The sequence below is a fragment of the Ruegeria intermedia genome, from assembly GCF_900129345.1.
Classification (GTDB): domain Bacteria; phylum Pseudomonadota; class Alphaproteobacteria; order Rhodobacterales; family Rhodobacteraceae; genus Ruegeria; species Ruegeria intermedia.
Window position 1 is genome coordinate 36,503 of sequence record NZ_FQVK01000005.1, and the last position, 24,380, is coordinate 60,882.

Annotated in this window: 23 protein-coding genes; 7 read left to right on the plus strand and 16 right to left on the minus strand. The window is 65.3% G+C overall.

Features of this window, described 5'->3' with window-relative positions:
• The first annotated feature begins 51 nt into the window (after window positions 1-51).
• From F3H26_RS05050 to F3H26_RS05075, 6 genes are all read left to right on the plus strand, one after another.
• On the plus strand, window positions 52-1,368 hold the full coding sequence (locus F3H26_RS05050; RefSeq protein WP_149774979.1) for a flavin-containing monooxygenase: 1,317 nt from the start codon (window positions 52-54) through the stop codon (window positions 1,366-1,368).
• Window positions 1,365-2,267 (plus strand): bile acid:sodium symporter family protein, encoded by a 903-nt coding sequence (locus F3H26_RS05055; RefSeq protein WP_149774980.1) that lies wholly within the window; start codon window positions 1,365-1,367, stop codon window positions 2,265-2,267. The genes F3H26_RS05050 and F3H26_RS05055 overlap by 4 nt, the downstream gene beginning before the upstream one ends.
• Window positions 2,264-3,196 (plus strand): SDR family oxidoreductase, encoded by a 933-nt coding sequence (locus F3H26_RS05060; RefSeq protein ID WP_149774981.1) that lies wholly within the window; start codon window positions 2,264-2,266, stop codon window positions 3,194-3,196. The genes F3H26_RS05055 and F3H26_RS05060 overlap by 4 nt, the downstream gene beginning before the upstream one ends.
• Entirely contained in the window at window positions 3,193-3,951 is a 759-nt protein-coding gene (locus F3H26_RS05065; RefSeq protein ID WP_149774982.1) for an SDR family NAD(P)-dependent oxidoreductase, read from the plus strand. The genes F3H26_RS05060 and F3H26_RS05065 overlap by 4 nt, the downstream gene beginning before the upstream one ends.
• A 133-nt stretch (window positions 3,952-4,084) precedes the next feature.
• Window positions 4,085-4,957 (plus strand): NAD(P)-dependent oxidoreductase, encoded by an 873-nt coding sequence (locus F3H26_RS05070; RefSeq protein WP_149774983.1) that lies wholly within the window; start codon window positions 4,085-4,087, stop codon window positions 4,955-4,957.
• A 102-nt stretch (window positions 4,958-5,059) separates the two neighbouring features.
• The gene (locus F3H26_RS05075; RefSeq protein WP_149774984.1) at window positions 5,060-8,125 is read left to right on the plus strand and encodes an aminotransferase class III-fold pyridoxal phosphate-dependent enzyme; all 3,066 of its coding nucleotides are present in this window, start codon (window positions 5,060-5,062) and stop codon (window positions 8,123-8,125) included.
• A 43-nt stretch (window positions 8,126-8,168) separates the two neighbouring features.
• On the opposite strand, the gene F3H26_RS05080 is transcribed toward F3H26_RS05075, so the two are convergent.
• Both F3H26_RS05080 and hemP read right to left on the minus strand, forming a co-directional pair.
• Entirely contained in the window at window positions 8,169-8,645 is a 477-nt protein-coding gene (locus F3H26_RS05080) for a hypothetical protein (RefSeq protein WP_149774985.1), read from the minus strand.
• Entirely contained in the window at window positions 8,642-8,809 is a 168-nt protein-coding gene (gene hemP, locus F3H26_RS05085) for a hemin uptake protein HemP (RefSeq protein WP_005978533.1), read from the minus strand. Before hemP ends, F3H26_RS05080 begins: the two co-directional genes overlap by 4 nt.
• Window positions 8,810-9,018: 209 nt before the next feature.
• Between hemP and gph the strand changes: the two genes are divergently transcribed.
• Window positions 9,019-9,678: a phosphoglycolate phosphatase gene (gene gph, locus F3H26_RS05090; RefSeq protein WP_149774986.1), complete on the plus strand. Its 660-nt coding sequence runs from the start codon at window positions 9,019-9,021 to the stop codon at window positions 9,676-9,678.
• Window positions 9,679-9,908: 230 nt separating this feature from the next.
• On the opposite strand, the gene F3H26_RS05095 is transcribed toward gph, so the two are convergent.
• The 14 genes from F3H26_RS05095 to F3H26_RS05160 all read right to left on the minus strand — a co-directional run bounded on the left by F3H26_RS05095 (window position 9,909) and on the right by F3H26_RS05160 (window position 24,333).
• Entirely contained in the window at window positions 9,909-11,129 is a 1,221-nt protein-coding gene (locus F3H26_RS05095; RefSeq protein ID WP_149774987.1) for an acetate/propionate family kinase, read from the minus strand.
• Complete coding sequence (locus F3H26_RS05100) at window positions 11,126-12,499, minus strand: bifunctional enoyl-CoA hydratase/phosphate acetyltransferase (RefSeq protein ID WP_149774988.1); 1,374 nt, start codon at window positions 12,497-12,499, stop codon at window positions 11,126-11,128. The genes F3H26_RS05095 and F3H26_RS05100 overlap by 4 nt, the downstream gene beginning before the upstream one ends.
• A 211-nt stretch (window positions 12,500-12,710) precedes the next feature.
• Window positions 12,711-13,406, minus strand: a complete 696-nt coding sequence (locus F3H26_RS05105; RefSeq protein WP_149774989.1) for an RraA family protein — start codon at window positions 13,404-13,406, stop codon at window positions 12,711-12,713.
• Window positions 13,406-14,098, minus strand: a complete 693-nt coding sequence (locus F3H26_RS05110) for an alpha/beta fold hydrolase (RefSeq protein WP_149774990.1) — start codon at window positions 14,096-14,098, stop codon at window positions 13,406-13,408. Before F3H26_RS05110 ends, F3H26_RS05105 begins: the two co-directional genes overlap by 1 nt.
• Complete coding sequence (locus F3H26_RS05115) at window positions 14,095-15,219, minus strand: cobalamin-independent methionine synthase II family protein (protein ID WP_149774991.1); 1,125 nt, start codon at window positions 15,217-15,219, stop codon at window positions 14,095-14,097. The genes F3H26_RS05110 and F3H26_RS05115 overlap by 4 nt, the downstream gene beginning before the upstream one ends.
• A gap of 16 nt (window positions 15,220-15,235) precedes the next feature.
• Window positions 15,236-16,198 carry a cupin domain-containing protein gene (locus F3H26_RS05120; protein ID WP_149774992.1) on the minus strand — a complete coding sequence of 321 codons (963 nt, stop codon included), beginning with the start codon at window positions 16,196-16,198 and terminating at the stop codon, window positions 15,236-15,238.
• A gap of 157 nt (window positions 16,199-16,355) precedes the next feature.
• Entirely contained in the window at window positions 16,356-17,345 is a 990-nt protein-coding gene (locus F3H26_RS05125) for a nuclear transport factor 2 family protein (RefSeq protein WP_149774993.1), read from the minus strand.
• A gap of 3 nt (window positions 17,346-17,348) precedes the next feature.
• Window positions 17,349-18,386 (minus strand): LacI family DNA-binding transcriptional regulator, encoded by a 1,038-nt coding sequence (locus tag F3H26_RS05130; RefSeq protein WP_223162431.1) that lies wholly within the window; start codon window positions 18,384-18,386, stop codon window positions 17,349-17,351.
• Window positions 18,386-19,150 carry an SDR family NAD(P)-dependent oxidoreductase gene (locus F3H26_RS05135; RefSeq protein WP_149774994.1) on the minus strand — a complete coding sequence of 255 codons (765 nt, stop codon included), beginning with the start codon at window positions 19,148-19,150 and terminating at the stop codon, window positions 18,386-18,388. The genes F3H26_RS05130 and F3H26_RS05135 overlap by 1 nt, the downstream gene beginning before the upstream one ends.
• Window positions 19,150-20,202 (minus strand): ester cyclase, encoded by a 1,053-nt coding sequence (locus F3H26_RS05140; RefSeq protein WP_149774995.1) that lies wholly within the window; start codon window positions 20,200-20,202, stop codon window positions 19,150-19,152. The genes F3H26_RS05135 and F3H26_RS05140 overlap by 1 nt, the downstream gene beginning before the upstream one ends.
• Window positions 20,199-21,527 (minus strand): histidinol dehydrogenase, encoded by a 1,329-nt coding sequence (gene hisD / locus F3H26_RS05145; RefSeq protein WP_093965116.1) that lies wholly within the window; start codon window positions 21,525-21,527, stop codon window positions 20,199-20,201. The genes F3H26_RS05140 and hisD overlap by 4 nt, the downstream gene beginning before the upstream one ends.
• Window positions 21,528-21,538: 11 nt before the next feature.
• Window positions 21,539-22,069, minus strand: coding sequence for an ester cyclase (locus F3H26_RS05150; protein ID WP_149774996.1), 531 nt, complete (start codon window positions 22,067-22,069; stop codon window positions 21,539-21,541).
• A 130-nt stretch (window positions 22,070-22,199) separates the two neighbouring features.
• Window positions 22,200-23,354 (minus strand): carbohydrate ABC transporter permease, encoded by a 1,155-nt coding sequence (locus tag F3H26_RS05155; protein WP_149774997.1) that lies wholly within the window; start codon window positions 23,352-23,354, stop codon window positions 22,200-22,202.
• A 1-nt stretch (window position 23,355) separates the two neighbouring features.
• Window positions 23,356-24,333, minus strand: coding sequence for a carbohydrate ABC transporter permease (locus tag F3H26_RS05160; protein WP_223162432.1), 978 nt, complete (start codon window positions 24,331-24,333; stop codon window positions 23,356-23,358).
• Window positions 24,334-24,380 lie beyond the last annotated feature (47 nt).

Consider the following 24,380-nt stretch of genomic DNA (forward strand, 5'->3'; position numbering starts at 1 on the left):
CCTTATTTTGGTCGATCGTTCAAGTTAAGCGCCACGAGCAGGGGAGGGTTCATGACACGGGCGCGCAAGGCTTATGCCTTGATCGGCGCAGGTCCGATGGGGCTGGCGGCGGCCAAGGTGCTGAAGGAACAGGGCATCCCGTTCCAGGGGTTCGAGCTGCATTCAGATGTGGGCGGGCTGTGGGATATCGATGCGCCACGGTCGACCATGTATGAATCCGCGCATCTGATCTCGTCCAAGTCGATGACCGAATTTGCCGATTTTCCGATTGGCGACGACGTGGCCGAATACCCGTCCCACCGGCAGATGCGAGACTATTTCCGGGCCTTTGCCGATCATTTCGGACTGCGTGATCTTTACAGGTTCAACGCCGAGGTGATCGACGCATCGCCGCTGGGCGCGCCGGGCGATGGCTGGCGGGTCACCTGGCGCGACGACCAAGGGACGCAGAGCGGTGAATTTGCCGGGGTGCTGATCGCGAACGGTACCCTGTCGGAGCCCAACATGCCCGATTTTCCCGGCCGGTTCGACGGCGAGTTGATCCACGCCGCGCAGTACCGCTATCCCAGCCAGTTCCACGGCAAGCGGGTGCTGGTCGTGGGTGCTGGCAATTCCGGGTGCGACATTGCGGTGGACGCCATCCATCACGCCGAACTGTGCGACTTGTCGATGCGGCGCGGATATTATTTCGTGCCGAAATACGTCTTTGGCAAACCCGCCGACACGCTGGGCGGGATGATCCGCCTGCCCATGTGGCTGAAGCGCCGGATCGACGGGATGATCCTGCGCTGGTTCGTGGGCGACCCGCAGAAATACGGCTTTCCCAAGCCCGACTACAAACTGTACGAAAGCCACCCGGTGGTGAATTCGCTGGTCCTTTATCACGCGGGCCACGGCGATCTGCGCATTCGCCCCGACATCGACCGGATCGAGGGCCGCACCGTTCACTTCAAGGACGGCAGCGCCAGCGACTATGACATGATTCTGGCCGCGACCGGGTACAAGCTGCATTACCCGTTCATCGACCCGAACCTGCTGAACTGGCAGGGTGACGCGCCGCATCTGTACCTGAACGCCATGCACCCCGAACGCGACGATCTGTTCGTGCTGGGCATGATCGAGGCCACCGGGCTGGGCTGGCAAGGACGCCACGAGCAGGCCGAAATGGTGGCGCGCTATATCAAGGGTCTCCAGTCCGGCTGCCCCGTGGCCGCGGCGCTGAAGGCGGAAAAACAAAAAGACTTTCAGCGCGCCACCGGAGGCATGCAGTACCTGAACCTGCCCCGCATGGCCTATTACGTGGACAAAGCGACCTATCGCAAAGCCGTCACCAGCTGGATCGATCGGTTCCGGAAAGTCCGCGCATGACCGGCATCGACGAGATCACGCTGAATTTCAGCCCCGGCTCGCTGACCCTGCTGAACGCGATCCTGGCGATCGTGATGTTCTCGATCGCCATCGACCTGTCGCCGCGCGACTTCGACCGGCTGCGGCGCGCGCCCAAGCCGGTGGTGGTGGGACTGGCCTCGCAATTCCTGGTGTTGCCGGCGCTGACCTTCCTGCTGGTCTGGCTGACCGAGCCGCGCCCGTCGATCGCCTTGGGGCTGATCCTGGTGGCGGCCTGCCCGGGGGGCAATATTTCGAATTTCATCACCCATCGGGCGGGCGGAAACGCGGCGCTGTCGGTGTCGATGACCGCCTTCGCCACCATCGGGGCCATCGTGATGACCCCGTTCAACATCGCGCTGTGGGGCGGTCTGTACCCGCCGACCCGCGCGATTCTGCAGCAGACCCAGATCGACCCGGTGCAGATCGCCATCATCGTCGGGCTGATGCTGATCCTGCCTCTGGTTCTGGGCGTGACCCTGAACCAGAAGCGCCCCGCCCTGACGGCGCGGCTGCGCGGGCCGCTGCAGATCCTGTCGATGGCCATTTTCGTGGCCTTCATCGTACTCGCCCTGGCGGCCAACTGGAGTTTCTTCCTGGGCTACGCCGGGGCGGTTGCCGGGCTTGTGATCCTTCACAACGCCCTGGCACTGGGGGGCGGTTGGGTTGTGGCCACTCTGACCCGGCTGTCCCCCTTTGACCGGCGTGCAGTCACGATCGAGACCGGCATCCAGAATTCGGGCCTCGGGCTGGTGCTGATCTTCGCCTTTTTCAACGGCTTGGGCGGCATGGCCGTGGTGGCCGCCTTCTGGGGGATCTGGCACGCCATCTCGGGGCTGGCGCTGGCGCAGCTGATGGCCCGGACCGAGGCCGCCCGATGACCCGCATTCTGATCACCGGCGCTGCGGGCCTGGTCGGCCGCGCCCTGCTGGACGAGCTGAGCGACCATGAGGTGTTTGCCACCGACCTGCGCCGCCCGGACGCGCTGCCGGACGAGGTTCCGTTTCTGCGCATGGACGTCACCACGGGCGACCCGGCCCGGGTGATCGCCAAGGTGAAGCCCGAGGTGATCGTGCATCTGGCCTCGATCGTCACGCCGCCGCCAGGCATGTCACGGGCCGAGGCCCATGCGGTGGATGTGGGCGGCACGCGCAAGGTGGTCGATGCCGCGCTGACCCATGGCGTGCGGCGGCTGGTCGTCACCTCGTCGGGAGCGGCCTATGGCTATCACGCGGACAACCCCGTGCCGCTGCGCGAAACCGATCCGGTGCGCGGCAACCCCGAGTTTCCCTATTCCGACCACAAGCGGCAGGTCGAAGAATTGCTGGCCGGAGCCCGAACAGCCGCGCCGCAGCTGGAACAGGTGGTGCTGCGGGTGGGCACGGTGCTGGGCGACGGCACCGACAACCAGATCACGGCCCTGTTCCGCAAACCCCGCCTGCTGGCGGTGGCAGGCAGCGACAGCCCTTTCGTGTTCATCTGGACCCGCGATCTGGCCCGCATCCTGAAACGCGCGGCCACCGATGGGCCGCCCGGGGTGTACAACGTGGCCGGGGACGGCGCGCTGAGCGTCGACGATCTGGCCCGCGCGCTGAACAAACCCGTGCTGCGCCTGCCGGCCTGGGCGCTGAGGGCGGCGCTGGCCGTGGCCCGACCCTTGCGCCTGTCGCGCTACGGGCCCGAACAGGTGCGGTTCCTGCAATACCGACCGGTTCTGGACAACACGGCGCTGAAAACCGTGTTCGGCTATGTCCCGCAGAAGACCAGCGCCGAGGTGTTCGACCTTTGGAAAAGGAGTGTGGGCCTGTGAAAACCGCAGTGATCTCGGGCGGGGCCGGCGGCCTGGGCCAGGCGCTCTCGGCCGCGCTGCAAGAGCGTGGATGGCGCGTGGTCCTGCTGGATCTGAGGGTGGATGGGGTGCAGGACAGCGCCACGCAGATGGCGATTGCCTGTGATCTGACCGATCCGGCGCAACTGGCGCGCGCCGTGACCGATACGCTTGCGCATTGCGACAGCATCGATCTGGTCGTCTACAACGCCGGGATCACCCAGATCTGCGGGTTCGATCAGTCCGACGACGCCAGCCACCGCAGGGTGTTCGAGATCAACTATTTCGCTGCCGTCTCGATGGCCCGCGCCTTTCTGCCCGCGCTGCGCCGGTCGCGCGGGGCGCATCTGGCGATCTCGTCGGTGGCGGGGTTCGCGCCTCTGTATCACCGCACGGCATATGCGGCCTCGAAGCACGCGCTGGAAGGTTTCTTCAAATCACTGCGGTCCGAAGAACGGCCCCATGGCGTGCGGGTGCATATCGCGGCGCCCTCATTCGTGGCGACCAACCCGGGCCGGGCCGAGCGGCAGCCCGACGGCACCGCACGCCCCGGATCGGCCAGCGACGGCATGGACGAGATGACCCCCGAGGCGGCCGCCCGCGTGATCCTGCAAGGGCTGGATCGCGGGCGGCCCGTCATCCCGGTGGGCCGGGTGGCGCGGCTGGCCTGGTGGCTGAACCGGCTGGCCCCACGCCTGTACCAGCGCCTGATGGAGCGCAATATCAGCGGCGCGTGACGCACGGCCATTATTTGCGGCCTGTTTCCCGGTGCGGGGTTGCCCTTTGGGCGCGGCTTTGCTTTGTCTTTGGCAAGCATTCCGGCCGGTGGGCGTTTAATGCCCCGGACAGGTCACAGGGAGGATCTCGAAAATGGCGAAAGTTGCATTCCTTGGCCTTGGCGTCATGGGCTATCCGATGGCCGGGCATCTGCAGGCGGCCGGGCATGAGGTGACCGTCTACAACCGCACCGCGGCCAAGGCTGAGAAATGGGTGTCGCAGCATGGTGGCCGGATGGCGACCACGCCGCGCGGTGCCGCCGAGGGGGCCGAGTTCGTGATGGCCTGCGTCGGCAACGACGACGATCTGCGCATGGTCTGCACGGGCGAGGACGGCGCGTTCGACGGCATGGCGGAAGGCGCGGTTTTCGTTGACCACACCACCGTTTCGGCCAAGGTCACGCGCGAGCTGTATGCGGCGGCCAAGGCGCGCGGGATCTCCTTCGTCGATGCGCCGATCTCGGGCGGCCAGGCCGGGGCCGAGAACGGGGTTCTGTCGATCATGTGCGGCGGCGATCAGGCCGCCTATGACCGGGCCGAGCCGGTGATGCAGGTCTATGCCAAGATCTGCCGCCGCATCGGGGACAGCGGCGCGGGCCAGATGACCAAGATGTGCAACCAGATCGCTATCGCGGGGCTGGTGCAGGGCCTGAGCGAGGCGCTGCATTTTGCCGAGAAGGCCGGGCTGGACGGGCGCGCAGTGGTCGAGGTGATCAGCCAGGGGGCCGCCGGAAGCTGGCAGATGTCGAACCGGTACGAGACCATGCTGGACGACCATTTCGACCACGGCTTTGCGGTGGACTGGATGCGCAAGGACCTTGGCATCTGCCTGGACACGGCGGACGAGACCGGGGCATCGCTGCCGGTGACCGCGCTGGTCGATCAGTTCTACAAGGATGTGCAGAAGATGGGCGGCGGCCGCTGGGACACATCGGCGTTGATCAAGCGCCTGCGGGCCATGGGGTAAACGGGGGGCTGTCTGCCCCCCATCGCGCCAAGGCGCGATTCCCCCCGAGGATATTTTTGGCCAGATGAAGAGGGCCCCGGCGCGCGCGGGGCGGAAGTTTGAATGAATCATGTCAGTGCTTTTTGGGCGGCCGCGCTGCGGCGGGTCTGGGGGCTGGACGCCCGGCTCTCGCGGTTGGATGGCGAGTATGACCTGAATTTCCTAGTGCAGGCCACCAATGGGCAGGACTACGTTCTGAAGGTCATGCGAGCCGGATGCGACCCGCAATTGGTGGATCTGCAGATCAAGGCATTGGCGCATATCGCGACCGAGGCCCCCGGGCTGCCGTTTCCCAAGGTGATCCCCGGGCTGGACGGTGGCTTGCTGCCGCAGATCGACGACGACGCGGGACGGCCTCGGCTGGCGTGGCTGCTGGAGCGGCTGCCGGGCCGGTGCTATGCCAAGGCGGCGCCGAAATCCGAGGACCTGATCCTGAAACTGGGCCGGGTATTGGGGGCGACCGATCGGGCGCTGGAACGGTTTTCGCATCCCGGCCTGGAGCGGCTGGATTTCAAATGGGACCTGACCCAGGCCGGCTGGATCGCTGACAAGCTGGATGCGGTTGCCGACCCCGATCGCGCGGCCCTTCTGCGCGAGATCTGTGCGCAGTTCGATGCCGTCTCGGGCAGGCTGGCCGAACTGCCCCGACAGGCCATCCACAACGACGTGAATGACTACAACATCCTGGTCGAAGGCGAGCTGTGTGAGCGCAGGCAGGTCTCGGGCCTGATCGACTTGGGCGACATGTGCGCCGCGCCGCGGGTGTGTGAACTGGCGATCGCCGGGGCGTATGTGGTGCTGGATCACCCCCGCCCTGAACGGGCACTGGCCGCGCTGGTGCGGGGCTATCACGCCGCAAACCGGCTTCGCCCGCAGGAAGTGGATTTGATCTGGCCTCTGCTGCGGATGCGGCTGGCGGTCTCGGTCGTCAACTCCACGCTGATGGCCGCCGAAAACCCGGACGACCCGTATGTGACGATCAGCCAGGCACCGGCCTGGCGTTTTCTGGAGGACGCATCGGTCAATGGCGGGCTGATGTCGGCGCGGTTGAGAGCCGCCTGCGGGCTGCCCGTCACCGATGGGGCCGAGCGCATTCACGCATATCTGGCCGAGCATCGCGGGCAGTTTGCGCAGTTGTTGGGGCAGGATCTGTCGGACGTTCCGATGGGTTCGCTGTCGGTCGAAAACTCGACCTGGCCGCAGAACCCGTTCCATATGCCGCTGGACGAGGCCGCGCGGGTGGGCGCGGAATTCGGCGACGGGTTGTGGCTGGGCTATTACAACGAACCGCGTCTGATCTATGCCGAGCCTGCGTTCCGCAAGGGTCCGTGGAAGGCGTCGGACCGGCGCACGGTGCATCTGGCGGTGGATGTGTTCGCGCCGGCGGGGACGCCTTTGCTGGCGCCGCTGAGCGGTCGGGTCGAGGCGGTCGAGAACCGGGCGAACCATCTGGACTATGGCGGCGTGGTGATCCTGCATCACGAAACCCCCGAAGGTGACGCGTTCTATACGCTGTACGGGCATCTGGACCCCGAGGTCTGTGACCGGCTGAAACCCGGAGACCCTGTGGCGCAGGGGGCGGCATTCGCCCGGCTGGGCGATGCCGGCCAGAACGGCGGCTGGGCGCCGCATGTGCATTTCCAGCTGGCGCTGACGACCGAAGGCATGGAAAACGATTGGCCCGGCGTGGGGGACCCCGACGAGCTGTATCTGTGGCACGCCGTCTGCCCCAACCCGGCGGCGCTGCTGAACCTGCCGGACGAGAAGGTCTTCTATCGCCCGACCGACAAGGCCGAGATCCTGAACAAACGGCGGGCGCATTTCGGCGGCAACCTGAGCCTGACATATGACGACCCGGTGATGCTGGTGCGTGGCTGGAAGCATCACCTGTTCGACGAATGGGGGCGGCCCTATCTGGACGCCTACAACAACGTGCCGCATGTGGGGCACGCGCATCCGCGCATTCAGGCCGTGGCGGCGGATCAGCTGAAGCGGATGAACTCGAACACCCGCTATCTGCACCCCGCGCAGGTCGCCTTTGCGGAAAAGGTGCTGTCGAAGCTGCCGGACCATTTGCAGGTCTGTTTCTTTGTCAATTCCGGCTCCGAGGCCAATGAACTGGCCCTGCGGCTGGCCCGCGCCCATACCGGCGCCAAGGGAATGGTGACGCCTGATCATGGCTATCACGGCAATACCACCGGCGCGATCGACATCTCGGCCTACAAGTTCAACAAGCCCGGCGGGCCGGGCCAGCCGGACTGGGTGGAACTGGTCGAGGTGGCGGACGACTATCGTGGCTCGTTCCGGCGCGACGATCCCGACCGGGCGCAGAAATATGCGGATCTCGTGGATGACGCCATCGTGGCGCTGAAGGAAAAGGGCCACGGGGTCGCGGGGTTCATCGCCGAGACCTTCCCCTCGGTCGGCGGCCAGATCATCCCGCCCAGGGGCTATTTGCCGGCGGTCTATGAAAAGATCCGCGCCGCCGGTGGCATCTGCATCGCCGACGAGGTGCAGACCGGGCTGGGGCGCTTGGGCGACCATTACTTCGGCTTCGAGCATCAGGGCGCGCTGCCGGATATCGTCGTCATGGGCAAGCCCATCGGCAACGGTCATCCGCTGGGCGTTCTGGTCACGACACGGGCCATTGCCGACAGCTTTGCCAAGGGGCCCGAGTTCTTCTCGACCTTCGGCGGCTCGACCCTGTCCTGCCGGATCGGCAAAGAGGTGCTGGACATCGTCGATGACGAGGGCCTGCAGGACAATGCCCGCGTGATGGGCGCACGGCTGATGGATGGTCTGCGCGCGATCGAAGCCGAGTTCGCCTGCGTGGGCGACGTGCGGGGCATGGGCCTGTTTCTTGGGGTCGAGCTGATCAACCCCGACGGCTCGGAAGGCACCGAGATCTGCCGATACGTCAAGAACCGCATGCGCGACCACCGCATCCTGATCGGCAGCGAGGGGCCGAAGGACAACATCCTGAAGATCCGCCCGCCTCTGACCATCGAGGCCGAGGACGTGGACATGATTCTGTGGGCGCTGCGGTCTGTGTTGGCCGAGGTGGGCGACCAGGCCCCTGCCCCGGTGTGCGACCACAGCCATCCCCATGACGGGTGCGGCTGCTGCTGAGATACGCCCCGGCCGGATTCGGCCGGGGCACTGAACCGCGCCGTCAGTGCAGCACGGCCGAGGGGGTCTGATGGCCGGTAGACGGCAGTGGGATGGCGGCGGTCATGCGCCGCAGGGCCAGCCCGAACTCTTCGGACAGCGACGCCAATGCGGGCGCGAAATCGGGGCGTACGATCAAGGCGGCCAGCATCATCGCATCCTCGCGCGCCCCTTCCGAGGCCGCGACGATCATCTGCGCGAAACAGCTTTCATCCGCGCCCAGACAGGCGCAGCCCAGCCCGTGCCGGATCAGGGGACGGCGGGCGTGATGGGCGCACAGGCTGCACAGACGATCCAGCGCCAGCATGGCCAGTTGCCCGTGATCGGCGCCCAGCGCGATGTCGAAATCATGCGCCGCGTCGGCACGGCCGGCGGCACCGTCACTCCACATCCGCAGGTACATGATGGCGCCGGCCTCGATCGGGGTCAGATCCGCCAGCCGCCCGACCGGGGCGCCGCCCCGGGTCGATGCGCCGCTCATTTCGTCAGGATCAATTTGCCCGCGCGGGTGATGCGCAGGGTGTACAGCTGATCGCCCAGTTCGATATGGGCCAGGTTGCCGCCCTGGGTCAGATCCTCGGCCTTGTGGGCCGGCAGCATCGAAACGGCATAGGCTTGGGTCGGATTCGGGTTCTGCGCGTTCATCGGGTCATCTCCGGTTGTATTCAGGCAAAGCGCCTTTTCCGTTCGGTTTTCATGGATTTGGCTGGCCCGGACCCGGGTTGGCTGTGTGTCTGCGCCTTTAATCTGATAAAAATACTAGGGTATGTCAAGAGCCGGTTTTGCAACCGAACCGTTGCGCCCCGGCGGCAGGCCCGCTAGGCCGGGGCGGATGACCGACGGAAGGGGCAAGGATGACGGCGGCAATCGTGTTTGATCTGGACGGAACGCTGGTGGACAGCCTGGCCGACATCGCGGCGGCGGCAAACCGGATGCTGGCCGATCAGGGCCTTGCGCCCCTGCCCGAAGAAACCATCCGAGGATTCGTCGGCAATGGCCTACCCAAGCTGGTCGAGCGGGTGATGAACCATTGCGACATGGACATGAACAGGCACGGCAAACTGACCCAGGCGACCCTGCGCCACTATACGGCCGCGGCCAGCGCACGGACGCGGCCGTATCCGGGGGTGCAAGAGGCGTTGGAAGCCGTGCGGCAGGCAGGCATGCCCTTGGGTCTGTGTACCAACAAGCCCGAGGCTCCGGCACGACACATTCTGCAGGCGCTGAACCTGGAGCCATACTTCGGCGCGGTGATCGGCGGCGACAGCTTGCCCGTGCGCAAGCCCGACCCCGAACATCTACGAGCCGCGTTCGACGCTTTGGGCCAGCATCCGGTCAGAATATTCGTCGGAGACAGCGAGGTTGATGCGGAAACAGCGCAGAGGGCAAACGTGCCGTTTCTGCTGTTTTCCCGCGGCTACCGGAAATCGCCGGTCGCTCGGATCCCGCACCATTCCACGTTTGACGATTTTCGCGACCTGCCCCAACTGATCCGGTCGCAATTCACGGCGTGATCCGAACAGGCCCATCCTGGGGCAGAATCAGAACGTGATCGGCAAGAATTTCGAGGGGCCGGCCGAGGGGGTAGGTGGCCAGCCCCTCTTCGGGGAAAGTGGTAGGCCAAGTTCAACCTTGGTTAATCAGACAATAGCCCGGGCGCAGCCCCTCCGAAATTGGGGGTTTCCCGTAGTCCCGGCACTTTTTTGACGATCCGATGAATTTTGGCTGCGTTCGACGCATCGGTTCAGCCCGTTCTGGCCGCCGCTTTGTCCAAAAGTGCCTCGTACATGTGGGGATAGACGAACCGCGCGGCCGCACGGGCGATCACCAGTTCTTCGTTGGTGGGAATAACCATGACCTGAACCCGCGACAAGGGCGTCGAGATGATCCGCGCATGCTCGGTATTGGCGTCGTGGTCCAGTTCGATTCCCAGCCAGCCCATGTTGACGCAGACACGTTCACGGACCAGCGCCGAATTCTCGCCGATCCCGCCGGTGAACACCACCGCATCCAGCCCGCCCAGCACGGCGGCCAGGGCGCCCAGTTCGCGCCGGGCGCGAAAGTTGAAATAGCTGATGGCGCGACGCGCGGCTCCGGTATCCGCCTGCTCGAGCGTACGCATGTCGTTGGACAGGCCGGACAGACCAAGCAGACCCGACTTGCAATACAGCAACTCGGTGATTTCGTCCGCAGTCATGCCTTTCTGCTGCATCAGATACAGCACGACGCCCGGGTCAAGCTGGCCGCAGCGGGTCCCCATGGGCAGGCCGTCCAGAGCCGTGAAACCCATGCTGGACCCCACCGAACGCCCGTGGATCAAGCCGCACATCGACGCGCCGTTGCCCAGATGGGCCACGATCACCCGACCTCCATGCAACAGAGGCGCGGTCTTGGCCAGGTGGTCCGCGATGTATTCATAGCTGAGCCCGTGGAACCCATAGCGCCGCACGCCCATGTCATAATACTCGGTCGGCAGGGCAAAGGTATCGTTCACCCACGGATGGTGGCGGTGAAAGGCCGTGTCGAAACAGGCGACCTGAACCGCCTGGGGAAAACGCTCGATCGCGGCGCGCACCCCTTGCAGGTTGTAGGGTTGATGCAGCGGAGCGAAGGGCGCCAGATCTTCCAGCGCGCGCAGGCTGTCCGGGGTCAGCTGAATCGGGCGGTCATGGTCTGGTCCGCCATGAACGATGCGATGCCCGACGGCCACGATCTCGGCCTTTGGAAACCATTGGGTCAACAGATCCAGAACCCGGTTCATCGCCGCCACGTGATCCGCGATGGGCCCGACCCCGTCGCCACCGAGGACCCGGCCATCCGAAGTCTTGGCCGCGATGGTCGCCTCGGGGCTGCCGATGCGGTCGACCGCGCCGGTGCAGATCGCCACCGGGTCATCCTTGTGCAGCGTGAACAGGCTGAATTTCAGAGAAGACGACCCTGCGTTCAGGGTGACCACATGGCTCATGTGGCAACGCCTCCGGTCCGGGCCGCATGCAGGGCGGCGATGGCGCATGATGCCAAACGGGCCTTGTCGTCGTCGGACCTGCTGTTGAGGATGATCGGCACCCGGGCACCCAAAACGACCCCGGCGGCCTTTCCGTTGGCGACATAGGCCAGTTGCTTGGCCAGCATGTTCCCCGCATCCAGATTGGGCACGACCAGAATCTCGGCCTGCCCGGCCACCGGCGACACGATGCCCTTTGTGCGGGCCGCGTCCAGGCTGACGGCGTTGTCCATGGCCAACGGCCCCTCGACAAGACCACCGGTGATCTGCCCGCGGTCCGCCATCTTCGACAGCAGCGCCGCGTCGACCGAGGACGGAATCGCAGGATTCACCGTCTCGACCGCCGACAGCACGGCCACCTTGGGCGTCTCGAAGCCCAGCGACCTGGCAAGGTCGATGGCGTTCTGGGTGATGTCCACCTTGGTCTCCAGATCCGGCGCGATGTTGATCGCCGCATCGGTGATCAGGATCGGGTGCGGCTGGCCCGGCACATCCATGACGAAGACATGCGTGAAGCGCCGCCCGGCCCGCAGGCCGCGCTCGCGCCGAAGGGCCGCCCGCAGCAGGTCGTCGGTATGAAGGTGACCTTTCATCAGCGCTCGGGCACGGCCATCCGCCACCAGGTCGACGGCCAGGCTGGCCGCATGGGCATGCGAGGCGGCCTCGACGATCTCGACGCCGTCCAGCGTGACGCCCAGCTCTTGCGCGGCCGCATGGATTTTGGCCGGATCGCCGACAAGAATGGGGTAGATGATCGTTTCACGCGCCGCCAGCATGGCCCCGCCCAACGAATTGGCGTCCTCGGGGGCGGCGACCGCCGTCGGAATGGGGTCGAGCGGCCGGGATTTCTGTACCAACGCATCGAAGTGACGGTGACGCAGCACGACAACTCCCGGCGTTTCTACCCCGTCGACCGGCACGGGGCGGTCCGGCGCGACTGCCAAGACCTGACCCGACAGGATCAGGGCGCCATCACTCGGGCGGGTCACGGCGACCTCCAACAGCACCTCGCGGTTCGGGCGCTTTTCGGCCACGGTCGCGCGGGCCAGCAACGCGTCTCCGGCGGCGGCGGGCGTTGCCAGGTCGAGGGCGCTGGATTTCTGAACGGTGCCCAAACCGGGCAGAAGATTGCCCACGACCGCCGAAACCAGCCCGCCGACAAAGGAAGCAGGCGCAACCAGCTTGCCGCTGTCGGGCAAGGCGGAATGCAACGCGCCATGATCGCCGCAGGCCGCGGCAAAGGCCAACAGATCGTCATCGCTGCACACGCGCTCGAGTTCGGCGGTCTCTCCGACCTGGATCTGGTCATAGGGCTTGGTGTCGTATCGCATCTGATGCTCTCTGCTGTCGCCGGTCCGGTATGAAATACGGTGTACGCCGCCGTCAACGGCGCCTGCGGCGTTTCCGACCGGACCCTGAGGGAATGCGGTGGAAAAGTCCAACCTTTCCCGATCTACACCGCCCGACGCGCGTCGTCTTCCCGCAAACCGTCAGGATGTCGGCGAAACCCGGCGGGCCATGATCCGCCTTGGGCGATCGGTTTCAGACCCGCGACTTTTCGAACGCGGCCCAGGCCTGTTGAAAGGCCTCGAAATCGAACCCCGGCTGACGGGCCGCATCCAGCACGATGCGTTCGGTTTGCATCAAGCGCCGTAAGGCGTCCTCGAGCCGGTCGATGACTTCGGCGAGCACGACTACCGCGCCGTGACGATCCGCATGCACCAAGTCGCCGGGCCGGACCGTCAGGCCGAAAATGGAAACCGGCGTATCGATCTCGCGGACGTGGACGAAGCCATGGCTGGGGCCGACTGATCCCGCGATCACGGGAAAGCCCGCCGGCAAGTCGCCCAGATCCCGCATCACCCCGTTGGTCAGCGCCCCCGACAGGCCGAACCCTTTGTGGACCGTGGTGTTGATCTCGCCCCAATAGGCGCCGATGCAATCGGGAAAGTCCAGGTCTTCGATCACCGCGACCGCGGGCGACGGGGCCGCTGCCATGTATTCATAATAGGCCATCCGGCGTTGACGGATGACCTCGGGCGCCTCGGTCGGCGGATGCACGGCGGCGATTTTCGCGGTGCGGGCAAAACCCACGACCGGCGGTTCGGTCGGGGCCGAACACAGCATGGTACCGCGCGTGAACCCGTCAAAGCCGCGCTTGCCCTGCGCGAACTCGATCGCGTCGCAGACGGTGGGGGTATCGACCTTGCGCAGAAGCGACAAAAGGGACGGTGTCATCATTCCTCCAGCCAGCGGCGCAGGGCCGCCGTTGTTTCCTCGGGTCGTTCGAGCGTCGGCAGATGCCCCGCGCCCTCGATCACGGTCAGCGTGCTGTTGGACAGCAGGCCGTGCATCAACTGGTGCCGCTCGATCGGACACAGCCCGTCCTGCCGCCCGCACAGAACCAGCGACGGCCCGGCATAGGACCGCAACGTTTCAGTCTGATCCGGTCGGTCCATCAGGGCGCGGGACTGGCGCAGAAAGGCCTCAGGGCCAAGATCCATCGCCATGGCCATGCACAGATCGAGAATCGCACCCTGACGCGGGCCGTCGGCCAGATAGTTCGGCTTCATCTCGTCGCGCATCACGCGCCGCAGCTCGCCCTGTTCGACCGCCGCCATCTGCGGGATGCGGCGGGCCTTGACCTCGGGGCGTTCCGCCAAAGGGTTGGTGTCGAGCAGCGCCAGCCGCGCGACCCGGTCCGGCGCCTGGCGCAGAACCTCCATCGCCACGATGCCGCCCATCGACAGGCCGGCCAGCACAAACTGGTTGGGGGCGCAGGCCAGCACGTCGGCGGCCAGCGCCGCTACGCTGTCACGACCCGCCAGCGGTACGCTGATCAGCGGGGTGGTGCCCGACAGCGCCTCGATCTGCGGGCCGAACAGGCGCGCGTCGCACATCATGCCGGGCAGCAGAACCAGCGGGGTCATGTCACCAGCGCCGCCCCTTCGGCCAGAGAGGTCAGCTTGGCGTAGGCGATCTGCGGATCGACGGCCCCGAACCCGGCGAAGGTGCCGAACCCGCAATCGCTGCCGGCGATCACGCGGTCGGCGCCCACGATCTCGGTGAACCGGCGGATCCGCTGCGCGACCAGTTCGGGGTGTTCGACGAAATTGGTGGTGGTGTCCACGACTCCCGGCACCAGAATCTTGTCATCCGGGATCTCGGCCCTGCGGTCGCGGAACACGGTCCATTCATGGGCGTGGCGCGGGTTCGAGGTTTCGAACAGGACATAGCGCGATTTGGTCGCCATCAGCGTCGGGAACACCTTGTCCATGGCGATGTCGCAGCAATGCGGGCCTTCGTAGTTGCCCCAGCAGATATGCACGCGCACGCGGTCCTGCGGCACGTTCTGCAGGGCGTGGTTCAACGCCTCGACATGCAGGTTGGCGACCTTGACGAACTCATCATCCGACAGGTCGGTGAACAGCATGTGGCGCGACAGGGCCAGGTCGGGGCAATCGAGCTGCAGATCCAGCCCGGCGGCCACGATGGTTTCGTATTCGTCCTTCATCGCATCGGCCAGCGCGGCCAGATATGCCTCGCGCGTGGGGTAATGCGCGTTCTGCAGGAACAGAGAAATCACGCCCGGCGAGGCGGCGTTCATGAACCCACGCGCGACCCCGTGCTGCGCCATGGCCGATTTCAGGTTGGCGATGTCCTTGTTCAGCTCATCCTGCCCCTTGGACCGCACCTCGCCCGTGCATTGCGGACGGGCGTATTGCGGGGTCCCACCTTCGTCCGCCAGCCGTTGCAGAAAGCTGGGGAACATCTTCAGGTCGGCGGGCGCGTTGCGCGGGCTGTCCCCGGAAAAGCCGGTGTAGCGATCCTTGACATAGGTCGCGTACGAGATCTTGGAGGTCTCGCCGTCGCTGACAATATCGACCCCGGCCTCGACCTGCTTGCGCACCGTTTCGGATACGGCCCGGGTCATGCAAACATCGAAGGCGGCAGGATCATAGGGTTCGCCCCGCTCGCGGGCGAAGATGAAATCCACCACCTCCTGCGTGCGGGGCAACGAGCCCACATGGGTCGTTCGGATCCGTGTCATGCGGGCTCTCCTTTCGTTACTGGCCGGTCCAGGTCGCGCCGGCCGGATCATCGGTGGCCACGACGCGATACAGGCTGGCCTCGCCGGTCATCGACGGCTCGAGCGTATAGCCCTCGCCCGGGTTCAGCAGGCAGGTGTCGCCAGGATTCAGGATCGCCTCGGCCCGGTCGGTGCGCAGCAGCCAGTGGCCGCGCACGGGCATCAGCACGGTGTGCTTCTCGGGCGTGACCTTCCCTGCCCCCAACGAGCCGCGGGTCAGGAATTCGACCTCGAAACCCGGGCGGTCCTTCAGCAGGGCGTCGGGGCCGATCACCTTGGCCGGCGCATCCGCGGCCAGCGCCATCAGGTCCCAGTAGCGGGCCACATAGTCGCGCACCACGTTCTGCACCGGAACCTCGGGGAAGGCCTTCAACTCCTCTTCGGTCAGCAGCGGCATGGGGCCGACCCCGTCGGGCAGGCTCTCGCCCTTCTTGGTGTCGTACAGCACCCCGTTTTCGCCCAGCACCAGACCATGGGCCGAGGCCTCCTGAATGACCTGCGGCGCCCAGGTCACCCCGCCGCCGGCATCGTCGCCCCCCAGGATGGCCATGATCATCCCGTAGTCAGTGCCGATGTTTTCAAAGCCGCGGAAGATGCCGGTGGGAATGTTGAAGATGTCGCCTTCCTCCAGCACGACCTCGCCGGCGTCGCCCCAGCGGCCCCAGAAGAAGCGCCACCGCCCCTTGAGCACAAAGAACACCTCGGCCGTGGTATGGCTGTGCAGCGAGTTGCGGCATTTGGGCGGCTGGCCCGCGGCGCCGATATTGAAGCCGGGCGTGTCGCGGATGTGGACATGCTGATCGGGGCTTTCCGAGACGCCGCCGCCGATGATGGTGAAGTTTTCCTTCTGGTCCGACCCGGGCGTGTGGGCGTCGATGAAGGCGGTCTTGCAGGGCTTGAGTTCGCCATAGCGGACGATGCGGGATTCAAGTTGTGTCATGTGGTGTCTCCTGTCGATTGAGGTTGAAGGGAAGCGAAAACCGCCCCTCACCCCGGTGGCCGCAGGTTCAGCCGACGTGCCCGCAAGGATGCGCGATGCGCGTGATAGCGCCGCGCGGCCTGGCTGTTGTCCAGCCGGTATGGCCACGGCCTGAGCATCAGGCCTCGCCCGTCTGCAGCAGGATCTGCTTCCACACGGCGGTTTCATCGAACAGCGTGTATTCGCGGCGCAACCTGGGCTGGCCGGAAATCAACGCGCCGAACTCGGCATGGCTGATGCCCAGCACATAGACCTGCGCCCCGGTCGGCGCGCCGAACACGCCCCAGCCGTCATGCTTGCCCCACAGGCTCCAGCGGATCGCGGCGCGGGGCGGCATGTCGGGATCGTCGCGGCCGATCTGGTGCTCGACGCGGAACTCGGCATTGGGGAAACTGGCGCGCAGCCCCATCCAGAACCGGTCCACCGCGTCCCACCCGTGCCCCGTCAGGCCACCGACATATTCGGACTGCACCGCGCGGTCGTATTCGGACCCGATCACGCCCATGTCGGCACCCATGATCCGGGTCAGGATGTCGGCATAGCGCTGGCCCCATTCGTTGTCGTTGCCACGGCCCGTGTAAGGGCCGGGCTTGTCCGTCTCGGGCGTCAGGGGTTTTGCGCAGGTCTGCGGGCCGCCCTCGCGCGCGATCAGGTCGGCGGCGTAGTCCTTGGGATCCCAACCCATCTGGCGCACGATCGCGCCCTGATCGCGGATCAGCCATTCATCATTGATCTGGTTGTCGATCGCGTGGCAGTCGGCCAGGATCCGATAACGCAGCTTGGTCCCCGTGGCCTTGCCATAGACCCCGTCGCCCAGATGCCTGGCGGTCGAGATGATGCGGTGCGAGCTCAGCATGCCCTCTTCGGGCGTGCCCGACCAGATCACGTCCTCGCCCAGCAGCTGCCGGTCGGGAAACTCGGCCAGGGTCGCCATCGTGGCGCCGATGACGTTCTGGTTGCCCAGCACCACCGAAGCGGGCGACCGCACCACGATATCGGGGCTGTAATAGTCGTGCAGCGTGGCGATGCCGCGGTCTTCCCAGATCTCCTTGGTGATGCCGATGATGTAGTCGGGGAAATCCTTGAACTTGGGATCGAAGCCTTTCATGGGTCAGTCCTTTTGGGGGGTCCACCCCTTGGGCAGCCGCGCCGAGGTCCGCACGACGAGAGGCCCGTCGATGGCAACCTTGCGGGGGGCGGCGTCCTTCGGGTTTTCAATGTGATCAAGCAAAGCGGTCACCGTTTCGGCGACCATCAGGTTGGCGCGCTGGCGGATCGTGGTCAGGTTGTAGGCCGGCCAGCCGGCGGGCGGCACATCGTCGTAGCCGATGACCGAGACATCCTCGGGGATGCGCAGGCCCAGTTCGAACCGGATCACGTCCATCACCGCCAGCGCCATGTGGTCATTGGCCACGAACACGGCGTCGGGGCGCGCCTCGGGCGCCACGTCGAACATGCGGCGGGCAGCTTGCCGGGCGTTTTCGGTGTGGAAATCGCCGGTGTCATGGGCAAACAGGCCGTGGCCGGCGGCGGCCAGCGCCGCGCGGAATCCCGCCTCGCGGTCGCGCTGGGTCGAGGCGCCCTGCCAGCCGGCGATGTAGCCGATGCGCTGGTGCCCGCCCGCCAGCAGAAACTCGGCCACCTTGCGGCCGCCGGCATAGTTGTCCGAGGTCACGGTGGTGATGCCCTCGATATCCTGGCTGCGGTTGAACAGCACCACCGGAACGCCGGCCTGCTGGCAGCGGGTGGCGATATCCGACGACATCGGCACCGAGGCCAGAATGACCCCGTCCACCTGATAGTCGAGGATCTCGTCCATCACGTCGTCGATGTTTCCGGCCGAGCGCGAAGCCATGAAGATCAGCACGTGATAGCCATGCTCCTGCAGGCGGTTGGACAGTTTCTCCAACGCTTCGGGATAGAAGTAGTTGTCCAGGTAGCCGACCACCAGGCCGATGATCCGGCTTTTGCCCGACACCATCGCCCGCGCCAGCACGTTGGGACGATAGCCCAGTTCGGCCGCCGCCTTGCGCACCTTTTCTTCGGTCTTCTTGCTGACCGAAGCGCCGGGCGTGAACACCCGGCTGACCGCCGACTGGCTGACGCCGGCCAGTTGCGCGACCTGAAGCGATGTGACCTTGTCCGCCATCAGTCCGCCGTCCATCCGCCGTCGATCAGCATCGACGTGCCGGTGACCAGCCCCGAGGCGTCGGAGGCAAGATAGAGAACCGCGCCCATGATGTCCTCGACCTCGCCCACGCGGTTCAGCTTGATCTTGTCCATGATCCAGGCCGCGCGTTCGGGGTTGTCGAAGGTCGATTGCGTCAGCGGGGTTCGGATGAAGGTCGGGCAGACCGTGTTGATGCGGATGCCCTGCTTGCCCCATTCGATCGCCATCGCCTTGACCATGCCTTCCAGCCCGTGCTTGGTCGCACAGTACAGCGCCCGGTCGATGCCGCCGACATGGCCCATCTGGCTGGAAATATGGATGATCGAACCGGGCCGACCGGCCGCCATCAGCGCCTTGGCCGCATAGGCCGACAGGAAATAGGCCGAGCGCAGGTTGACGTTGGTGACCGCGTCGAAATCCTCGGGCGAGGTTTCGACCGCCGGCCCGTGCCGCGCGGTCCCGGCCGAGTTCACCACCACGTCAAAGATCCGCCCGTCGAACAGCGCTTGCAACGCGGTCAGGTCGCCCTGATCCAGCACCCGCCCCTCGGCCGACCAGCCCTGCGCCTGCAGGGCGGACACCGCTTCGTCCAGCCGCTCGACCCCGCGCGCGGCGCAGACCACATGCGCCCCGGCCTCGGCCAGGGCGACGGCGCAGCCCAATCCGATGCCCGAAGATGCGCCGGTGACCAATGCGGTCTTGCCGCTCAGCGAAAACGAAGGGGTGCGGGGCAGTTGGGTCATCAGCTCATTCCATCCGGGGTTTCAATGCGGCCCAGGTTCCGGGCCTTGTTGAATTCCCGCAGGCGGGCAAAGACGTCAACGCCAAGCTGCGCATAGGCGTCCAGAAGATCGACCAGAACCCAGTTTTCGCGAATCCGACCGTTCTCCAGCCGCCAGAAATCGAGGCTGCGCATGGTGATCCGTTTGCCCGAAGGCGCGATGCCCATCCACCCGTCATGGGTGACGGTCTGGATCATGTTGGGCCAGCCGGTCACTGCCGCGTAATCGCCATCGCCGAAGAAATGATAGGTGATGTCGTCGACATATTGCCCGCGATCCGGCATTCCGTTCAGGAACGGGATCTGGTGCCAGTTGCGGAACCCGGCATAGCCGCGCCCGGTGCCGATGCCCGAAGGCCCGTACCAGTTCATGCGCGGATGCCAGAACCGCTCCATCTCCATCACCTCGGGGCCACCTTGCGAAGGGTGTTTTTTCAGATGTTCCAGCATGTCGATGATGTGCTGGCAGGTGGCGCGGCCCTTGTCGGCGTCATAGGGCCCCGGCACCAGACCGTCCTGCGTGGCCGGGCCGGGCACATGCCATTCGCGGCCCAGGCTGGGCGCCATCGGCCAGGCACGGGCCTGCATCATCACCTCGGGGATGTCCCACAGGGCCTGCATTTCGACGATCCGGCCGTTCTCGAACCGGTAGAACTCGTGAAACCGCATGGTGACCTGATGGCCGGTGGGCGGGATGTCCAGCCACGGACCGGTGAAAGTGCCGGTGTAGTAGCCGCCGCAGCCGACCCAGTCGGCGCCGAACTCGTCCGGCCCGGCCATCACGATATAGTCGCGCCGCTCGAGGTCCGGCCAGGCATCCAGCAGGTCTTTGTAGGCCCGATCGTAGAACGCCTCGCTGCCGGTGCTGTCACCGAAGGGGTGGCACAGGCGGAACAGGGCGTCGGGCGCGGTCACCTGCGCCAGTGCGGCCCGCACGCCGGATTCGTCGAAATCATACATCGCCGCCCGAAGCGTCGCGATCAGCGCCTTGTGCTGCGTATGCCTGTCACTCATTCGGCGGCATCCCGGTATGGGGCCGGTGCGCCATAGGGCACGTTGATGCCGCCATAGCGGCGCACCCGCACGTTGCATTGTTCGGCATGGCCCACGAACCCTTCCAGCAGACACAGGCGCGAGCCGTACTCGCCGATCAGGGTTGCCGCCTCGTCGGTCAGGATCTTCTGATAGCTGTGGGTCTTCAGGAATTTGCCCACCCACAAACCGCCGGTATAACGCCCGGCCTTCTTGGTGGGCAGCGTGTGGTTGGTGCCGATCACCTTGTCACCGTTCGACACGTTGGTGCGCGGCCCCAGGAACAGCGCGCCATAGCAGGTCATGTTCTCCAGGAACCAGTCATCGCGGTCGGTCATGACCTGAACATGCTCCGAGGCGATCTCGTCGGCGACCTGCAGCATCTCGTCATAGCTGTCGCACAGGATCACCTCGCCATAATCCTGCCAGCTGACCCGCGCGGTGTCGGCCGTCGGCAGGATGCCCAGCAGGCGGTCGATCTCGGAAAGGGTCTCTTCGGCCAGCTTGCGCGAGTTGGTGACCAGAACCGCAGGCGAGTTGTAGCCGTGTTCGGCCTGCCCCAGCAGGTCGGTGGCGCAGATCTCGGCGTCGACTGTTTCGTCGGCGATCACCATGGTCTCGGTCGGGCCGGCGAACAGGTCGATGCCGACGCGGCCGAACAGCTGGCGCTTGGCCTCGGCCACGAAGGCGTTGCCGGGGCCAACCAGCATGTGCACAGGGTCGATCGTTTCGGTCCCCAGCGCCATGGCACCGATCGCCTGGATGCCACCCATGACATAGATCTCGTGCGCGCCACCCAGATGCATGGCGGCGATCACCGCCGGATTCGGCTTGCCCTGGAACGGAGGGGTGCAGGCGATGATGCGCGGCACACCAGCAACGCTGGCCGTGGCCACGGACATGTGGGCCGAGGCCACCATCGGGAACTTGCCGCCGGGCACATAGCAGCCCACCGACTGCACGGGGATGTTCTTGTGGCCCAGGATCACGCCCGGCAGGGTCTCGACCTCGATATCGGTCATCGAGGCGCGTTGCGCGCGGGCAAAGTTCATCACCTGCTCCTGCGCGAACTTGATGTCGGCCAGTTCGCGGTCTGACAGCTGAGCGATCAGGTCGTCGATCTCGTCCTGCGACAGGCGGAACGAGGCGGGCGAATAGTTGTCGAACTTTTCGCTCAGCTCGCGCACCGCGGCGTCGCCACGGGTTTCGATATCCTTCAGGGTCGCCTCAACCACCGCGCGGGTCTTGGCGTCATCCTCGGCCCGGTCTGCGTCGGACTTGCCGCGTTTGAGATACTCGATTGCCATTGTCTTGATCCTCAGTTGTCGGGGCGGGGCGGAGTTTTCTCGCCCCGGTCATATGCTTCCCAGCCGTGGCCCTGGAACAGGTCGACGCCCAGCTGCGCGGCGACATGGGCGAAATCGACGTTTACCCAGTTGTCGACGATCTTGCCGTCGACCACTTTCCAGAAATCCATGTAGCGGATCTCGACCCGCTTGCCGGTGGGCGGGATGCCCAGGAATTCACCTGAATGGGTCGCCTCCTGCCGGCCGAAGGCCGCGGCCCATTCACCCATGTAAAGCCGCGCCTCGTCGATGCAGACCTTGTCGGAAAACGCGGCCTGGAAGGGGCGCTGCCAGTTGTCCTGAAACTCTTGCAGACCGTTCTTCGTGCCGCAGCCCTGATTGCCCATCCAGCGGAACCCTTCGGCGAAGAACTCGCCAATGTCGTTGATGCGGTGGTCATTCAGGCCGTCGACCATGGCTTCGATCACGCGGCGCGTGTCTTCGGTCTTGCTCAGGTCGGTGTCGCGGGTCAGAACCGCTTGTTCGGGTCGGGAACCTTTCATCGTCTTGTCCTTGTCAGGTTGTCAGGGATTGAGGATCGGGGGGACATGCCCCCAGACCCGGGAAAATCCCTGGGCAACCTGTTCAGCGCCGGGTGGCGGGTCAGGGCGTTATGGCGGAACCGGCGGCTCATCAGCCTTTGACCGCGCCGGCGGTCAGGCCGCTGACGATCTGGCGCTGGAAGATCATGACCAGAAAGAACAGCGGCGCGGTGATCGACACGGCGGCGGCCACGGCGACGACCTGATCGGTGGTGGTGGTTTCGCGGTTGAACATGCCGGCGATGGCCGGAACCATGGTCTGGTTCTGCGCGTCCAGCAGCAGCGAGGTCACCAGAAAGTCGTTGTAGGCCAGCAGGAAGCTGAACAGCCCGGTGGTGATGACGCCAGGCCACATCACGGGCATGATCACCCGGCGGAAGGCCTGGAAATGGTTGCAGCCATCCACGCGCGCGGCTTCGTCCAGCTCGGCCGGGATGTTCTGGAAGAATGACCGCAGCATCCAGATGGTAAAGGGCTGGTTGATCGCCACCAGAACCGCGATCACGGCAAAGGGCTTGCCGTATAGCGTGGGCGCGTTTTCCCCCAGTATCGGGCGCAGCCATTCGGCCGAGTTGATGAAGACCGGCAGATAGCCCGCCACCAGAACCGAATGCGGCAGCGCGCGGAACACCAGCGCGACGATCAGGATCCAGAACGCCAGCGTCGAGCCCGACCGCGCCAGCCCATAGCCCGCCAGCGTGCCCACGGTCAGCGACACGGTCACGACGCCCGCGGTGACGATCAGCGAGTTCTTGAAGTTGTTGGAAAAGCCGCGGTCGATCCAGACGGTCTTGTAGTGCTCGGTCGTCAGACCCATCACGTCGCGCCCCAGCGGGCCGAACAGTGGGTTCAGAACGTTCAGAACGGCCGGCAGGACGACGAAGAGCGCCAGCAGAAAGCCCAGCACCAAAGCCAAACCACCGATGATCCAGCCGAACCAGGCCTGCCCCGGCTTGGTGTAGGTTCTGACCATCGAGGGCAGTGTCTTGGTGGCCAGGCGCGCGGTGACCCACAGCACGGCGATGCCCATCAGGATATCGAGGATCGAGATCCCCTTTCCGGTCTCGAGCGTGGCCGGGCCGAAGATCACGTTCAGCGCGTTGCCGTCGAAGGCATCCACCGGCGACTTGAAGCTCATCACCGTGATCCAGAAGATCGGGAAGGCCGCCACCAGGCACCAGAAGGCCAGAAAGAAATTCGATGTCAGCCGCAGACCGAGCGGTTGGCGAAGGGCGCGTGAGGACATATCAGTGGCCTCCCTTGTGGTCGCGCCATGTCCGGCGCAGCGGTGCGATGAGAAGGATGACGATGCCGACCATGGTCAGCATGGCGCTGGCCGAAGCCCGACTGATCGAACGGTTGCCCGCCTGATCCGGCACAAGGAAGTCATAGGTCAGCCATTGCAGCGAGATGACGTAGCCCTGGCTCGAGAAGCCGACGATTTCTTCGAACACCCGGTAGGCGTCCATCAGATGGATCATCGACACGAAGATGATCAACGGCATCAGGTGCGGGATGACGATGTATTTCAGGCGCTGCCAGCGGCTTGCGCCGTCGATCACCGCGCTTTCAAGGCTGTCCTGGTTCACGGTCTGAAGACCGGCATAGAACACGATCGCGGCAAAGGGGGCGACGTGCCAGACGCGGTACAGCATCATCAGCAACTCGATCGTCCAGGCCTGCGCGAACAGGGCGATGTCGCGGTTGAGCCACCATTCCAGCATGGCCGTCAGGATGCCGTCGCCGCGAAACAGCCAGTTGATCGACAGGGCACCGATGACCGGCGTGATGATGAACGGCAGAAGCGACACGAAGATGACAGGCCCCCGGATCGCCTGCGCGGCGTTGTTGATGACGATGGCGATGGCCAAACCGAACCCGATCACCAACGGCAGGGTGATCAGCGTAAAGGTCAGCGTAAAGCGCAGCGCCTTCCAGAAATTGATGGTCGACAGTACGCTCCAGCTGCCTTCGCTGATCGCGCGCCAGGCCCGTTCGGGCTCCAGCACGTTGCGATAGCTTTCCAGCCCGACGAACTGGGTCTGAGTGATGATCTCGCCGTGTTCATCCAGTTTCGGAATGGACTTTTCTTCGGTCACGCAGGTCTGGGTCAGGAAGCCGGGCGTGCAGGTCTCGACCTCGACCGTCTCGTAGATGGGCTGGGTGACATAGAAACTCTGCTTGAACACGCTGACCAGCGGAAACGCGATGAAGAGAAGCATCATAAAGACAGAGGGGCCGACAAAGGCGGCAAATGTCCGGAAATTCATGG

Bases quoted from the DNA above. Each gene is read 5' to 3' on its own strand.
- hemP (WP_005978533.1), bottom strand. From the start codon at position 8,809: ATGAACGCGCAGAACCCGAATCCGACCCAAGCCTATGCCGTTTCGATG.
- F3H26_RS05100 (WP_149774988.1), bottom strand. From the start codon at position 12,499: ATGCGATACGACACCAAGCCCTATGACCAGATCCAGGTCGGAGAGACC.
- F3H26_RS05125 (WP_149774993.1), bottom strand. From the start codon at position 17,345: ATGAAAGGCTTCGATCCCAAGTTCAAGGATTTCCCCGACTACATCATC.
- F3H26_RS05050 (WP_149774979.1), top strand. From the start codon at position 52: ATGACACGGGCGCGCAAGGCTTATGCCTTGATCGGCGCAGGTCCGATG.
- F3H26_RS05160 (WP_223162432.1), bottom strand. From the start codon at position 24,333: ATGATGCTTCTCTTCATCGCGTTTCCGCTGGTCAGCGTGTTCAAGCAG.
- F3H26_RS05130 (WP_223162431.1), bottom strand. From the start codon at position 18,386: ATGGCGGACAAGGTCACATCGCTTCAGGTCGCGCAACTGGCCGGCGTC.
- F3H26_RS05070 (WP_149774983.1), top strand. From the start codon at position 4,085: ATGGCGAAAGTTGCATTCCTTGGCCTTGGCGTCATGGGCTATCCGATG.
- gph (WP_149774986.1), top strand. From the start codon at position 9,019: ATGACGGCGGCAATCGTGTTTGATCTGGACGGAACGCTGGTGGACAGC.
- F3H26_RS05115 (WP_149774991.1), bottom strand. From the start codon at position 15,219: ATGACACGGATCCGAACGACCCATGTGGGCTCGTTGCCCCGCACGCAG.
- hisD (WP_093965116.1), bottom strand. From the start codon at position 21,527: ATGGCAATCGAGTATCTCAAACGCGGCAAGTCCGACGCAGACCGGGCC.
- F3H26_RS05150 (WP_149774996.1), bottom strand. From the start codon at position 22,069: ATGAAAGGTTCCCGACCCGAACAAGCGGTTCTGACCCGCGACACCGAC.
- F3H26_RS05105 (WP_149774989.1), bottom strand. From the start codon at position 13,406: ATGACACCGTCCCTTTTGTCGCTTCTGCGCAAGGTCGATACCCCCACC.
- F3H26_RS05155 (WP_149774997.1), bottom strand. From the start codon at position 23,354: ATGTCCTCACGCGCCCTTCGCCAACCGCTCGGTCTGCGGCTGACATCG.
- F3H26_RS05055 (WP_149774980.1), top strand. From the start codon at position 1,365: ATGACCGGCATCGACGAGATCACGCTGAATTTCAGCCCCGGCTCGCTG.
- F3H26_RS05140 (WP_149774995.1), bottom strand. From the start codon at position 20,202: ATGAGTGACAGGCATACGCAGCACAAGGCGCTGATCGCGACGCTTCGG.
- F3H26_RS05075 (WP_149774984.1), top strand. From the start codon at position 5,060: ATGAATCATGTCAGTGCTTTTTGGGCGGCCGCGCTGCGGCGGGTCTGG.
- F3H26_RS05110 (WP_149774990.1), bottom strand. From the start codon at position 14,098: ATGACCCCGCTGGTTCTGCTGCCCGGCATGATGTGCGACGCGCGCCTG.
- F3H26_RS05080 (WP_149774985.1), bottom strand. From the start codon at position 8,645: ATGAGCGGCGCATCGACCCGGGGCGGCGCCCCGGTCGGGCGGCTGGCG.
- F3H26_RS05135 (WP_149774994.1), bottom strand. From the start codon at position 19,150: ATGACCCAACTGCCCCGCACCCCTTCGTTTTCGCTGAGCGGCAAGACC.
- F3H26_RS05060 (WP_149774981.1), top strand. From the start codon at position 2,264: ATGACCCGCATTCTGATCACCGGCGCTGCGGGCCTGGTCGGCCGCGCC.
- F3H26_RS05120 (WP_149774992.1), bottom strand. From the start codon at position 16,198: ATGACACAACTTGAATCCCGCATCGTCCGCTATGGCGAACTCAAGCCC.
- F3H26_RS05095 (WP_149774987.1), bottom strand. From the start codon at position 11,129: ATGAGCCATGTGGTCACCCTGAACGCAGGGTCGTCTTCTCTGAAATTC.